Origin of the sequence: Chryseobacterium pennipullorum (assembly GCF_003384725.1) — a bacterium.
Classification (GTDB): domain Bacteria; phylum Bacteroidota; class Bacteroidia; order Flavobacteriales; family Weeksellaceae; genus Chryseobacterium; species Chryseobacterium pennipullorum.
In genome coordinates this window covers 1-14,231 of sequence record NZ_QNVV01000014.1, presented here as the reverse complement: position 1 = coordinate 14,231, position 14,231 = coordinate 1, and the positions used below count along the sequence as shown (strand labels likewise).

The 14,231-nt window shown below is 37.8% G+C and carries 11 protein-coding genes; all 11 read left to right on the top strand.

The features are described from left to right. The first annotated feature begins 38 nt into the window (after window positions 1–38). The 11 genes from gwsG (at window position 39) to DRF67_RS14720 (ending at window position 13,958) form a co-directional block, all read left to right on the top strand. Window positions 39–1,004: a grasp-with-spasm system ATP-grasp peptide maturase gene (gene gwsG, locus DRF67_RS14770; protein WP_115929071.1), complete on the top strand. Its 966-nt coding sequence runs from the start codon at window positions 39–41 to the stop codon at window positions 1,002–1,004. Then, the gene (locus tag DRF67_RS14765) at window positions 1,001–1,201 is read left to right on the top strand and encodes a hypothetical protein (protein ID WP_115929070.1); all 201 of its coding nucleotides are present in this window, start codon (window positions 1,001–1,003) and stop codon (window positions 1,199–1,201) included. The genes gwsG and DRF67_RS14765 overlap by 4 nt, the downstream gene beginning before the upstream one ends. Beyond that, entirely contained in the window at window positions 1,176–2,174 is a 999-nt protein-coding gene (locus tag DRF67_RS14760) for a hypothetical protein (RefSeq protein ID WP_115929069.1), read from the top strand. The genes DRF67_RS14765 and DRF67_RS14760 overlap by 26 nt, the downstream gene beginning before the upstream one ends. A gap of 8 nt (window positions 2,175–2,182) precedes the next feature. Further along, complete coding sequence (locus tag DRF67_RS14755; protein WP_115929068.1) at window positions 2,183–2,782, top strand: hypothetical protein; 600 nt, start codon at window positions 2,183–2,185, stop codon at window positions 2,780–2,782. A 16-nt stretch (window positions 2,783–2,798) separates the two neighbouring features. Beyond that, on the top strand, window positions 2,799–3,656 hold the full coding sequence (locus DRF67_RS14750; RefSeq protein WP_115929067.1) for a vitamin K epoxide reductase family protein: 858 nt from the start codon (window positions 2,799–2,801) through the stop codon (window positions 3,654–3,656). 88 nt (window positions 3,657–3,744) lie between these two features. Next, window positions 3,745–4,320 (top strand): DsbA family protein, encoded by a 576-nt coding sequence (locus DRF67_RS14745; RefSeq protein ID WP_123912759.1) that lies wholly within the window; start codon window positions 3,745–3,747, stop codon window positions 4,318–4,320. 1 nt (window position 4,321) lies between these two features. Continuing rightward, the gene (locus DRF67_RS14740) at window positions 4,322–5,125 is read left to right on the top strand and encodes a GLPGLI family protein (RefSeq protein ID WP_123912758.1); all 804 of its coding nucleotides are present in this window, start codon (window positions 4,322–4,324) and stop codon (window positions 5,123–5,125) included. An 81-nt stretch (window positions 5,126–5,206) separates the two neighbouring features. Continuing rightward, complete coding sequence (gene ruvA / locus DRF67_RS14735) at window positions 5,207–5,791, top strand: Holliday junction branch migration protein RuvA (RefSeq protein WP_115929064.1); 585 nt, start codon at window positions 5,207–5,209, stop codon at window positions 5,789–5,791. A gap of 57 nt (window positions 5,792–5,848) precedes the next feature. Further along, complete coding sequence (gene sov / locus DRF67_RS14730; RefSeq protein WP_115929063.1) at window positions 5,849–12,940, top strand: T9SS outer membrane translocon Sov/SprA; 7,092 nt, start codon at window positions 5,849–5,851, stop codon at window positions 12,938–12,940. A 288-nt stretch (window positions 12,941–13,228) separates the two neighbouring features. Next, window positions 13,229–13,606: a glycine cleavage system protein GcvH gene (gene gcvH / locus DRF67_RS14725; protein ID WP_115929062.1), complete on the top strand. Its 378-nt coding sequence runs from the start codon at window positions 13,229–13,231 to the stop codon at window positions 13,604–13,606. 55 nt (window positions 13,607–13,661) lie between these two features. Next, a complete protein-coding gene (locus DRF67_RS14720) occupies window positions 13,662–13,958 on the top strand; it encodes a VanZ family protein (RefSeq protein WP_394337872.1) in 297 nt (98 codons plus the stop codon). Window positions 13,959–14,231 lie beyond the last annotated feature (273 nt).

Sequence of the window (14,231 nt, the reverse complement as noted above, 5' to 3'; positions counted from 1 at the left end):
TTATAAAGAGTCTTCCTTTATCTATTAATTCATGAAATATGATTCTAATATTATCAACGCCAAATGATGATGATACAAATCTTGTGATGGAACATTTGGCTATTTTGGGTGAAAAGTGCATAAGAATAAATGATCTTGACCTCTTTAACGGAAATACAAAGATGCATTATGAGTTGTCACCGGAGCCTACCCTTATCGTGGAGAATAGTTTTTTTGGAAAAATAGACCTTGCGGATGTTAATTGTGTATGGTACAGGAAATTCGGTTTCTTTGATAAGTTCAAAAAAAACTTCAGGGGAGAAACCAATGTAGAGATGCTGGAATATTTAAAATTGGAATATACCACGACTTTAGATCTCTTTTTTGATTTCCTGAAAAATAAAAAATGGCTGAATAACCAGCTGAACATTAAAAAGCTCAATAAAATAAGTACTCTTATTGCTTCGCAACAGGTTGGACTTACAATTCCAAAAACCAATATAACCAATACCGCTGATTCATTGAACCGCAATGAGTCATATATTACCAAATCAATAAAAGATGGCTCAGTCATTGATGTCGGAGAAAATACATACTTCTTTTTGACAAAGGAGGTAAACCCGAAGACCATGGCTCAGTACAGCCATTTTTTTCCTAGCTTATTCCAGGAGAAAGTGGACAAAGAGTACGAACTCAGGATATTTCATCTGAATGGTAAAAATTATCCTATGGCCATTTTCTCCCAAAGAGATACCCAGACGGGAGTAGATTACCGTCATTACAATTACAGTAAGCCTAACAGAATGATTCCTTATACTTTACCTGAAGAGGTAGACCGGAAAATAAGTCTTCTCATGAAAAATATCGGATTGGATACCGGTTCGTTGGATATCATAAAAGGAAAGGACGGAGAATATTATTTTCTGGAAGTAAATCCATCCGGACAGTTCCGGATGACGGCACTGCCCTGTAATTACAATCTTCATCATGAGGTAGCACACTGTTTACAAAAAATGAATACATGAAAAAGACATTACTAAAAGACCTGGGTTATGAGAAAAAAAAGGGATTGCTTCCTGTGATTTTCTCCCATACCGTAGCGATGGATGTTACAAAAATAAAAAGAGAGCGCCCCTTCAGAATCGTGGATACGTCTATTCACCAGTCAGAAATTTATTGTTTAAGAATATATAAGGATGGAATTAACATATCTACAGAATAACAAGGATAAATATATTCATGTATTTTCATGCTGCATCCCTGTTAAAGGCCATGAAAGAGGTGCAATATATGATCTTCAAAGAGAAGAAATTGAATTGGTTCCCAATACGATGATTGATTTTTTGGATTATATCAAAAGCAAAAAGGTAGGCGCTGTTTTGGATGAGTTCAATTCTGATCCCGTTGCAAAACAATACCTCGGTTTTCTTGAAAAGAATGAATTTGTGTTTTATTCCAATACCGCCTTTTTTCCGGAACTTTCAGAGAAAAGTATCAATGAAGACACTTCAGTGATACAGTTTATGACCGTGATGTTGTCTGAGTACCTTTATGGAAATTTAGATCATATTATTAAAAATATCTCCGGTCTTGGGGTAAAAAGACTGCATTTTCACATGACCGATACGAACTGTATGGGAAAAATACATGATATTCTCAACCGATTGCAGCATTCCCGAGTGACTAATATTTCATTCTCTGTTCCTTACCAGAAAATTGATAAAAAGCTTTACAACAATAACAGATTAAAGACTATTTATTTTTTTAATTCTCCGAAAGCAAAAGTTGAAACCCATAATGAGGTCAATAGTATTTTTATAAAAGGGGGTGATGATAAGATGTTTTTGCCTACATTTAATATCAATACTGTGGACATTAACACTACAGCCTACAATATTGCAAAAAATTATAACCTGGCCATTTACAAGACCGTATTTGTAGATGAGAATGGAGAGATCCGGTTCAATATGTCCGAACAGGGAAGGTATGGTAATATTTCTGATTCTTTAGAGGAAATAAAAGAAGGAGCCGTGAAAAAGCTGGCCGTACTTTGGAGTATAAAAAGAGACGATATTGCTCCCTGCAATATTTGTGAATTCAAATTATGCTGTACGGTAACCCATGTACCATTCAAAACAGATAATGGGTATGCGGTAAATTGTAATTATAATCCTTATACAGCAGAACTAAATTAAAAAAAGATATGAGTAAGAAACTGATAACGGTATGGATCTTAATGTGTGCGGGCCTGATGCTTCAGAGCTGTAAAAATTACTATTATTTTAAACATACCCCTGCTGTGAATAACGAAGAAGGAAATAAGATTCATCAGTTAAAGTTTTCCAACGAAAATATGGAGTTTGTTACTTTCTCAGACTATCAGTTTAACTCAATAAACCAAAAGTACGTTTTCTTTACAACCAAGGATGTCAGCCGTATTCTTAAGACTCACATGAAGAAGCCTGTTACAGAGCAGTTTCTTTTTATGTATACCAATATGAGTATCTACAATAATCTTTTAGGCTTTTCTTACGAAGGCACCTCGTTGGAAGATGTAGAAAAAGAGTATGGCAGAACACCAGATGTTGATTTGGGAAACGGCATTTTATATACCTATGATTCCGGTACATTCAATGTTGTGGATATTTATAAAAAATACAATGGTGGCGTGGTCAGATTTATCAATCTGAACAGTCCAAATGAAAAAGATCCGGAAAACAAAAAGTTTCACCTGGAGGTCAAAAATCTTTTCTTTGGTCTCAACGGAGGTTTATGGGATAAAAATGCAGCCGACTTTCAATAATCAGTAAGCAAAGTATATGGTTGAAAGTATCTCCAATATTCTGAAGTACCTGAATAAAAAAAACATTTACCCGGACGCAAAGGAATTTTCATTCCAGGTCAATTCCCATCCTGCTTTTCCCAGTCTTCTTTCAATAGTGAGCACACTGAATATCCATCATATCAGAAACTACGCAGTGGAGATAGATAATTCAGAGATCGATGAACTTCCTGATGATTTTATGGCTTTTATAACCCTTTCAGATGGTGGGCAGGAGCTTGCAGTTGTTGAAAAAAAAGAGGGATATTATCTGGTCAATGGTAGAGATAAGATGAATGAAGGAGACTTTCTAACAAAATGGAATAATATTGCCGTTCTTATCGATGAGTCTGACTCTTTGATAACAAAGAAAGGGTACGGTCTATATAAGGCCGCTTTTACCGTAATTGCTGCGGTTATTTTGTTAGCATATCTTTATTATACAGTACCTATAAGTTCATTTACGTACTTCATGCTATCGTTGTGTGGGCTGTTCCTTTCTGTTCTTTCGCTTAAAAAAATATTTGGAATCGAAAATACAGTGGTGACCAAAGTATGTTCAGGAGCTTATACAGACTGCTCGTTTTCCGGGGAGGGAAAAAACAAAAATTTTATTTCAAATTTTGGAGATTACAGTCTTGCTTATTTTTTGACCAATGTCATAACCCTTTTATTTTTGGTGAATGAACAGCAGGATAATGTGTTTGCCATGATACAAAAAGCTTTGCTCGTTATTATATTTCCTGTGATAGGATATTCTCTTTTTTATCAGGTGTTCCGGATCAGGAAAATTTGTCCTCTATGTATTGGGATCATCATTGTTCTGCTTTTACAAACCTATAGTATACTAAAATGATATGAATGTGGAATCCTTGGCCTCTTTTCTGATATATGGTGTTTTGTACCTGCTTATTCTTATTCTGTGGATGCAGATTAGGAAGTATATGGAACAAAATAGAACATTGAGAAGCGAGATCATCAGCAAAAACAGAACGGTAAGGAGCTATGAGGTATTTATGAATACCCTGGAGAAGCAGAAAAACCAAGAGCTTCCAGAGCCTATTCTTGTTTTGGGCAATACAAACAGCGGGATCGAGCTGACGGTATTGACAAGCCTGTACTGCGGCATGTGCAAGGAACTGACTGATATTATTGGTCATATTCTCTTTGCCTACGAAGATGAGGTAAAGATCAATATTTTGTTTAAAACCCAGCCTGTAGAGGAAAGAAATCAGTATTTGTATATACTCCACAGTGTATTTTTAACTCATGGATCTCAGGAGTTTATGAAGGCAATGTATTTCTGGTTTAAGCATAAAAATCTGGCGCCATGGTTCATAGATACTGGATACAATATAGAAGAAACTAAAACAGCTCTTCATCAATCCAATCAATGGTTTGCTCAGCAAGGAATTATATCCACCCCTTCAATTTTTATCAATGGTTATGAATTTCCTGTAGAATATGATAAAGAAGATTTGTATTATTACATAGAAGGAATTATTGAAAATAATAAATAAGATGCGAAATAGAATATTGATATTAAGTCTTCTTTTCTTTGTCACTCAAATCCTCTATTCTCAGGATATGAAGATCACTTATGATATGAAATACAAAGAAGACTCTCTCTCTAAAGAAACCACTACCAGAAAAATGCTGCTTCTGATTCATGAAGGGCAATCAAAATTTTATACGGAAAAGCAATATGAGGTAGACTCATTGCGGGCAACCGGATTTAAAGGGTTCGCAGTAGGAGACAGTGATTTCTATGTCATCAGAAATAAAAAAGATATTACTTCAAAATATTATTTCAAGCTCAGAGACGTTTATAAAGTAACAGTATCACAAGCTTTGAACTGGAGAATTGAAAACCAGGTGGAGAAGAAATTCGGTTTTGCTTGTCAGAAAGCTACTTTGTATCACAAAGGCAGACATTGGGAAGCTTGGTTCACTCAGGAAATTCCACTTCTGGAGGGCCCCTACATCTTTAAAGGATTGCCCGGATTGATCGTCTATATGAAAGATTCCACAGGTTCCTATGAGTTTTCCTTTGCGGGACTTAAAAAAAACTTCTATCCTATGGATTTTGAGAATATCAGCCCACAGCCCCTTGAAGTTTCTGAGGATAACCTGAAGAAGATCTCTTTAGACTATTATAATGACCCGTTCAGAGAAATGAAATCCGGAAATGTAAAGGCAAAAGTAAGAGATCAGAAGGGAAATGAAATAGAACCTGATTTTAGAGAAATGACAAAAAATGTGCAGTCTTACCTCAAAAAAAACAACAATCCGATCGAATTGTCAGATGCAATTAAATATCCTTAGCCATTAAAAACAATTTATTTTAACCTTCAATGCTGATTTTGAAGGTTAAATTTTTATATTTGGGAGTTTCAAAAATTAATAATGATATTTTCTTTACAAGGTAATGTTCAAGAACTTACGCCTACCTATGCCGTAATCAACGTACAAGGCGTTGGTTACTATGTGGGGATCAGCCTGATGACCTCACAGACTCTGGTTGTAAACCAGCAAACCATTCTATTTATCCAACAGATTATCCGTGAAGATGCCCATCTTCTGTTCGGTTTTAACACTCGTTCAGAAAAAGAAATGTTCAATCTGTTAATAAGCGTTAATGGAGTGGGTGCCGTTTCTGCGCTTATCCTCCTGTCTACACTAAGCCTCGATGAGATCGCTTCTGCAATACTTTCCCGCAACAGTGCTTTGATCCAAAAGGCTAAAGGAATAGGTGCCAAAACCGCTGAAAGAATTATAGTGGATCTTAAAGATAAAGTCCAGAAATTCACTGGAACAGAAGAGAATATTTCTGTGCTGGTAGATAATAAAATCAAGGAAGAAGCGTTATCTGCATTAGAAGTTTTAGGCATTCCTAAACGGATGAGTGAGAAGATGGCAGATCGAATTATCAAACAAAATCCAAGCATCTCAGTTGAAGAACTGGTTAAACAAATTTTAAAAAACATTTAACATTTGGTGGCAAATATTAAGCATCTTAACATATTTTTGTTCCTGTCGTTCCTGTGTATGTCTGTCAGTGCTTTTGCACAGCAGGTAAGAAAAGACACGGCGATCATAAGAAAAGAATATGAAGTGGCTGATCCTACAAGGTATGAAGCTTACTACGATATAAAAACGGGGATGTACTATGTGTATCCCAAAATTGGAAATACCATCACAGGACCTCCTACAGCAATGTCTCCTGAGGAGTATAAAGAATACATGCTCGCCAATCAGACAAAAGCGTACTACAAGGAGAAATCAGACAAATACAATCTTCTTTTTAGAAAAGACAAATCTGATGCCAGAAAAAAAGGACTTATTCCTTCCCTCTTAATCAACAACAAGCTGTTTGAAACCGTATTCGGGGGTAATAAAATTGAAATCATACCATCAGGATATGCATCCATAGACTTTGCCGGCCTTTATCAGAAAATAGATAACCCTATGATTCTGCCACAAAACAGGACCAGCTTTACCTTTGATATTGATCAGAGAATTCAGCTGGGGCTATTGGGAAAAGTGGGAGAGAATCTTCAGCTTAAAGCCAATTATGATACCCAGAGCGGATTTGCTTTTGAAAACAGGATGAATCTCGTATGGCAGTCGAAAGGAAGCTGGAAAGATCTCCAGAGCAAAGGCCTTGGGAATGTAGATAAGCCTACTGAAGGAGGAGAAGATAAAATCATCAAAAGAGTTGAGTTTGGTAATGTCAACATGCCGCTCTCAACAAGCTTGATTCGGGGTTCACAATCATTGTTTGGGGTAAAAACAGAATTTCAGCTGGGAAAAACTTTTGGAACTGTTGTTCTATCTCAACAACAGGGTGAAGCCCGGAATATTGTCGTACAGGGAGGTGGTGTAATGAATAATTTTAAAGTCAATGCCATTGATTATGAAGATAATCAGCACTACTTTTTAGGGCATTATTTCCTGAACAAGTACGACGAATCCTTGCTTAATTATCCACAGATCAATTCCAGGATCAACATCACCAGACTCGAAGTATGGGTACTGGACCAGGGGAACAGCAATCTTGCCTATCAGAAAAGTATTATCGGGATCAGGGACCTGGGAGATGGAGGTGCTACCAATCCTACTGCACTACCGGATAATACGGTTAACGGATTATATGATCAGATATCTTCTGCAGCAGGAACCAGAGAAGCGGGAAAAAATTATGTTGAGTTATTTCAGGGAAAAACGTTTACGGGATCTACAGAACCATATGACAATGGTGAACATTACATCTATAATACAAAGGCCAGAAGACTGAATTCCAATGAATATGTTTTTCAGCCACAGCTGGGATATGTTTCCTTAAATCAAAAGCTTAATGATAACCAGCTTCTAGCGGTTTCTTACTCATACACCGTTAACGGAAGCAATAAAGTATATAAAGTAGGAGAATTCTCCGAAGAAAGCCCTGTGTTGGTGACAAAAGTATTACGGGTAAATAACAGAGTCAATACACAGTCTCCGATGTGGGATCTGATGATGAAAAACATCTATTCTCTGGATGCAGGTCAGGTGGCACAGGATGGCTTCATTTTGAATCTCTACTATAGAGATCAGAAAACCGGAGGTAAGGTAAATTACCTTCCGGATACGCCTGTCAAAGATCTCAACTTATTGAAATTAATGAACTGGGATCGCCTCAACATGAACGGGGATATCCAGAATAATAAGGATGGATCGAAAGGGGATGGTATTTTTGACTTCGTCAACGGAGTGACCATAAGACCTGAAACAGGAAGGGTGATCTTTACTAAAGTACAGCCTTTTGGTGATTATATGCAGAGTTTGGTGGGGAACGATCCCAAATATGTTCTCCATGACCTCTACGATAAGCAAAAACTACCTCAATCTCCTTTACCGCAATGGTATACCATAGAAGGACGTTATAAGGGTACCCAGGGGCAGGGGATTTCCTTAGGGGCTGTAAACGTTCCGCAGGGATCTGTTAAGGTAGCGGCTAACGGAGTACAGCTTACCGAAGGAGTAGATTATACCGTAGACTATATGCTTGGAACCGTGACCATCATCAATGAAAATGTGAAACAATCCGGACAAGCCATCAATATCTCATTAGAAAACCAGCTGACATTCAATACCCAGAGAAAAAGATTCCTCGGGTTGAATTTGGAAAGAAGGTTTAATGAAAACTTTATCTTAGGAGGAACAGTTGTCAATTATTCAGAATCTCCACTTACCCAAAAAGTAAACTTTGGACAGGAAGCCGTGAATAATACCATGGCAGGAGTCAATTTGATGTACAACAATCAGGTTCCTTTCCTGACAAGACTTACGGATAAAATTCCACTGGTGAAGACCGAGGCGCCCTCTAACTTAAACTTTAAGATGGAAGCAGCTTACCTCCTTCCGGGATTAAATAATGCGACAAACAACCAGTCTTATATTGACGATTTTGAGCAAACTACGTCGAAGATTTCGTTGAAAGAACCTGCAGCATGGAGCTTAGCTTCGAGACCTGAAAAAAATTCATTACCGCCGTTTAACGGGCTACCTCCAAACGATGACCTCACAAGTGGATACGGACGGGGATTGCTGAGCTGGTATAACATTGATCCCAGATTCTGGGGAGTAGGAGGGAAAGCTCCCGGAGGAATTACCCCGCAGTCTGTTTCCAACCATGCTTCAAGAAGGGTACAGCTTTCCGAGATTTATAATAACAGGGATTTTGTAGCAGGTGAACAAACCTATACCAATACCTTTGATATCTCTTATTTCCCGCAGGAAAAAGGTCCTTATAACGTAAATCCGGGAGCGGAAGTTGCACAAAACAGATGGGCCGGTATTATGAGACCTATCAGTGTACCAAACTTTATAAGCTCAAACATCGAGTATGTTGAATTCTGGATGATGGATCCCTATGCTGACGGTAATACACTGGGAACCAATGCAAGGTTATTATTACATTTAGGAAACGTTTCCGAAGATATCCTGAAAGATGGGAAAATGCAATATGAAAATGGACTTCCGGCTGGTGGAGTTCAGTCTTCCACAACCAATTCAAACTGGGGTGTCCAGCCGAAGCAGCCTCCTATTCTTTATGCATTCTCTACAGAAGGAGAAGCCAGAAAAGAACAGGATTTGGGATATGATGGGTTAAGTTCAGATCAGGAATCCATGAGATTCGGAAATACATTTGTCAATCCGGTGACCAATATCGTAGACCCTGCAGTAGATGACTTTGTGTTCTACCTGTCTGATAAATTTACAGGAAGCCAGGCCGCTTCATTGGTGCAGCGCTACAAATACTTCAGAAATCCGGAAGGAAACTCAGAAGCCAACTCTTTAAATGTAGCTTCTCAAACTCCGGATGCAGAAGATATCAACAGAGATTATAATCTTGACCAGACGGAGAACTATAACGAATATGTCATCAAGCTTGATCAGGCAAGTCTTTCGTTAACAGCAGGTAATAATATCGTGGATGTTAAAACCGTAAAGGCGACGTTTCAGAACGGTCAGTCCTCAGATGTTAAGTGGTATTTATTCAGAATTCCTGTTTCCCAATATGCTAAGGATGGTGCCGAAGGAGCAAGAAATTCGTCTGTTCTTAACAATGTAAGATTTGCGAGATTAATGATGACGGGATTTGAACAGACTTCAACGATAAGGTTCGGTACTCTGGATCTTGTACGATCTGATTGGAGGAAATATCCAAATAATCTTGCCATGTATGTAGGTACAGGTACAAATCCGGGAGTTGACCCAGCCACTGATGAAGGAAGTACAGAAGTCAATACCAGTGACCTGGAAGTAGGAAGTGTAAATATTGAAGAAAATGCATTCAACCAACCACCATATGTATTGCCTCCGGGAATTGACAGACAGGTATTAAGCGGCAATGCCGGAGCCCAGAGACAGAATGAAGCTTCCTTGTATATGAAGGCTAACAAACTTTCAAATGGCCAATCCAGAGGGGTATTCAAAAATACAACATTGGATATGAGAAGATACAAGAAGCTTAAGCTTTTCGTTCATGCTCATGATCCAATAAACAGAACTTTTGGATTAGACAGAAAAACCAAATTCTTCATCCGTTTCGGAACCGATGCAACAGATAATTATTATGAATATGAAGCATCTTTGAATTTGACACCTACAACAGCAACAGCACCAATGGACATCTGGCCAATGGAAAATGAAGTAGATCTTGATATTCAGAACTTTGTTGATGCCAAAATCAGAAGAGATAAAAATAATCCTGACCAAATTATACAAAGAGTACTTGATAAAGAGTTTGGAGGTGGAGAATATGAAAAAAGAATCTATATTAAAGGGCGTCCAAGTTTAGGAAACATCACAAACATCATGATTGGTGTGAGAAATGGAATAGAAAGGGGAGGTGTCCCAACTGATATTGATAGGATTCTTTGGGTCAACGAAATTCGTCTTTCGGAAATTGAAAATGATGGCGGTTATGCAGGGAATGCAAGCTTGAATTTTAACCTGGGGGATTTTGCTACCGTAAATACCAGTGCTTCCTATACATCAGTGGGCTTCGGAAACATCGATTCTAAACCTGCAGAAAGAAATCAGTCTTCACAGTCTGCTTTCAGTATTAATACAGCAATCAATGTGGATAAATTCCTTCCGGAAAAAACAGGATTAAAAATTCCTTTGAACTACTCATACTCTCAAACGATTGAAGATCCGAAGTATAATCCTTTGGATACCGATGTAGAGTTTAGCAAAGCCCCTAATAAGGACCAGCTGAAAAAGGTGGCAAGAACATATACCCAGCAAAGAAGCATCGGGGTAGTCAATATGCGTAAGGAGAGAATGAATCAGAATAAAAAACCTAAGTTTTATGATATAGAAAATGTATCAGTAACGGCGGTATATAATGATGATTATTTCAGGGATATCTATACAAAGAGAAATTACAGACAGTACCTCAGAGGATATATCGATTACAACTATACCTTTAAGCCATGGGTGCTGAAGCCGTTCAATAAAATGATCAGTGATACGGCAAAATCAACAAAATACTTGAGATGGGTGAAAGAATTCAATTTTAATCCTATCCCTACAAGATTATCATTCAGAACTGAGATCGACAGAAATTACAACGAGCTTGAGTTCAGAAATGTGGAAGCTATTTTAAGTGGAAATGGCGCTTCAGATTTTGATGCCATCAGAAACAGAAACTTCTATTTCGGCTGGCAGTACGGATTAGGATTCAACTTTACCAAATCCTTAAAACTGGAAATCAATTCAGCAACCCGAACCCTTAATGATAACGTGGATGCGAATATTATGGACAGCAAGTCAATTTTCGGAAACGTATTCAGAGCCGGACGACCGGTATTGTATAACCATAGAGTACAGCTGAATTATAAACTGCCGTTTCAGTATCTTCCTTACCTGGATTTTATTGATGCTGAGGTGGGGTACGGATTTACCTATAACTGGAATGCACGAAGTACTGCCTTATATGGTCAGGTAAACCCCGAAACCAATAGAGTGGAAAGCTTAGGTTCTATAGGGCAGAATACCAATGTTGTCCAGGCTACAGCAAGTGCTGATATTCCAAAATTCTTTGGTCAGTTCAATTACTTTAAAAATATCAATACCAAGCTGCAGAAAAGAAAACAGGAGATGGATTCTTTGAATAATGTGTATACTAAAGCATGGGAAAAAAACAGGTACCGATACAAAAAATATAAATTTAAAAATAAACTTACCGTTCTGCAAAGTGCAGCATTCCTGCTGACTTCTTTCAAGCAGTTGAATGTGAGCTATACTGAAAATAACGGTACCGTGCTTCCAGGAATACTGTCAGCTCCCAACTGGTATGGTTACGGACAGACATTGGGAGGTCCTACATTAGGATTCTTACTGGGATCGCAGGCTGATATCAGAAGGACGGTAATGGAAAACGGCTGGGTAAGTAATTCTGATTATATGACGGACCCTTATGTAAGAATGTCAACAAAAGAGTTGCGTGCAGAATTGCAAATGGTTCCGATAAATGACTTCAGAATAGACTTTAATGTCCTGCACAATTACAATAGCAATTTTTCACATTCAGGATTTAATTATATGAATGGAGGAGTTGCAGATCCTGATTTTACTTTTGCTACTGATATGGTTACCTATTCCAATTCTGCAGTGCTGCTAAGTACATCATTTAAAAATGGTGAGGCCGTTTACCAGGCTATCAGGGAAAATGCAAGAGCACTTTCTCAGCAGTTAGGTGGACCTAATGCTGAATTGGATAATGATGGATTTGCCAAGCATTATAGTATAGCCAATGCTTATGTATTAATTCCTGCATTCAGAGCTGCTCTTGAAGGAAAATCCATTACACCGATGGGGAATCCTAAAAAAGCAGGAATGCCATTGCCAAACTGGAGAATTACCTATTCGGGATTAAAGAACATTCCGATCATTAGCGGCCAGTTTACGAAATTTGACATTTTACATGGATATACAGCAACCTATACGGCAACAGGAATCCAAAGCAATATAGACTATCATGGAAACCCTGGAGGATTTTATCAGACGGTGGATGATGCCGGTAATGTGGTGAAGAATGACGGAGATAAAATTAATCCTTATACTTTTGCCCAGGTGGGGTATGTAGAATCTTTCTCACCACTTATCGGAGTTGATGTTACCATGAGAAACAATATGCAGTTCGGATTGCAGTATAACAGAACAAGAATGATGGTCATGGGACTTATTAACCATACCCTTACCGAAGATGCCAATTCGGAATATGTGGTGAGGCTTGGATACATTGTTCGAAACTTCAGACTTGGAACAGCCAACATAAGAGGAAGAGGAACAAGAGGAAAAGGAAGCGATCTTAATATCAGAGGAGATATTTCGTTGAGAGACAGTAAAACCTCTATTATGAATATCCTGCTGGATGACGCTCAGGTTACAGGAGGACAAAGACTGATGAATATCAAACTTTCTGCAGACTATAACGTTTCCGAAAATCTTAACCTTAGAGTATTCTACGAACAGATGACCTCTAAATATAAGATATCAACGGCATTCCCATTGTCTACGATCAGAGCAGGTATCTCTGCAACGTTTACATTTGGAGACTCCGGTGGCGGTGGCGGCGGATTCTAAGAATAAAATACTGTTTTTTTAAACAATTAATTAATCCCTTTCTATTATAGGAAGGGATTTTCATGTTAAATTATTTACATAATACCATGGATGTCATTAAGTAAATTAACTAAGGCTGAAAGCAGTCCGAAGAAATAGAAACTTTAAAAAAAGCAAATAAAAAATAGGATGACATCTTTGTTTCTGCAATGATTTTTTTATTTTCAATCAAAATTTAATGAAGATGCCTATTAAGGCTTTGAACCTTTTATAATTTTGAATACATTTGTACAAAATAAAAATTAAAAAATGAACACACCATCAGAATTAAAGTACACTAAAGATCACGAGTGGATCAAGATTGAAGGTAATGTAGCTACAATCGGTATTACAGACTTTGCTCAGGGAGAGCTTGGGGATATCGTATATGTAGATGTAGATACTGTAGATGATGACCTTAATGGGGGAGACGTTTTCGGAAGTGTAGAAGCAGTAAAAACTGTTTCAGATTTATTCTTACCTATTGCAGGGAAGGTTATTGAATTTAATTCAGAACTGGAAGACCAGCCTGAACTGTTGAATACAGATCCTTATGGAAACGGATGGATTATCAAATTAGAAATTGCTGATGGAGCAGATCATGCTGAATTGCTTTCTGCAGAAGACTACCAGGCTATCATTGGATAATATTTCAAAAATATTTAGTAAGATACTGCCCATTTATTGGGCATTTCTTACTTATATGCTTCTCAGACCCGGAGAAGAAAATCATGAATATTGGTTCATGTTCAATGGTATTGATAAGGTATTGCATTTGAGCATCTTTGCTGCTTTAGGTTTTGCTTTTATTGCCACATTTCCCAGATTGAAATTCTCATATTTTTTTCAGATCATTCTTATCTATGCTTTCCTTACCGAAATCCTACAGGAAGAGATGGGATTAGGAAGATCGATGGAAACCCTGGATATTGTCGCAGATATTATGGGTTGTCTTATGGGATACTATGTCTATAAACTACTTGTCAAGCGTTTCTTCTGATAGGTTTTAAAAGGTATAGAGTTCTTCCTACACAATGCGGTATCACTAACTGCAGTTCTCAAACATTAAAACATCTTTCTGTAAAATTTGTACTCACGTGAGTTAGCCGATTTAAAGTCATAAGGAACTTTCGAATCCTAATCAATCATTCACCAACTCTCCAAGACAAGCTCACTCCAATCCTCGACTATATTCAGGAGCTAGATCCTGCTATCCACTCATACTCCTCGCGCCAACTCCCTCCAGTGCTTAATCCTTCACTTCTCCGATCCA

What these genes read in the sequence shown, in the direction of transcription:
- DRF67_RS14750 (WP_115929067.1), top strand. Translation starts at nt 2,799, where the DNA reads ATGGTTGAAAGTATCTCCAATATTCTGAAGTACCTGAATAAAAAAAAC.
- DRF67_RS14720 (WP_394337872.1), top strand. Translation starts at nt 13,662, where the DNA reads ATGCTTCTCAGACCCGGAGAAGAAAATCATGAATATTGGTTCATGTTC.
- DRF67_RS14745 (WP_123912759.1), top strand. Translation starts at nt 3,745, where the DNA reads ATGGAACAAAATAGAACATTGAGAAGCGAGATCATCAGCAAAAACAGA.
- sov (WP_115929063.1), top strand. Translation starts at nt 5,849, where the DNA reads ATGTCTGTCAGTGCTTTTGCACAGCAGGTAAGAAAAGACACGGCGATC.
- DRF67_RS14765 (WP_115929070.1), top strand. Translation starts at nt 1,001, where the DNA reads ATGAAAAAGACATTACTAAAAGACCTGGGTTATGAGAAAAAAAAGGGA.
- gwsG (WP_115929071.1), top strand. Translation starts at nt 39, where the DNA reads ATGATTCTAATATTATCAACGCCAAATGATGATGATACAAATCTTGTG.
- DRF67_RS14760 (WP_115929069.1), top strand. Translation starts at nt 1,176, where the DNA reads ATGGAATTAACATATCTACAGAATAACAAGGATAAATATATTCATGTA.
- ruvA (WP_115929064.1), top strand. Translation starts at nt 5,207, where the DNA reads ATGATATTTTCTTTACAAGGTAATGTTCAAGAACTTACGCCTACCTAT.
- DRF67_RS14740 (WP_123912758.1), top strand. Translation starts at nt 4,322, where the DNA reads ATGCGAAATAGAATATTGATATTAAGTCTTCTTTTCTTTGTCACTCAA.
- DRF67_RS14755 (WP_115929068.1), top strand. Translation starts at nt 2,183, where the DNA reads ATGAGTAAGAAACTGATAACGGTATGGATCTTAATGTGTGCGGGCCTG.
- gcvH (WP_115929062.1), top strand. Translation starts at nt 13,229, where the DNA reads ATGAACACACCATCAGAATTAAAGTACACTAAAGATCACGAGTGGATC.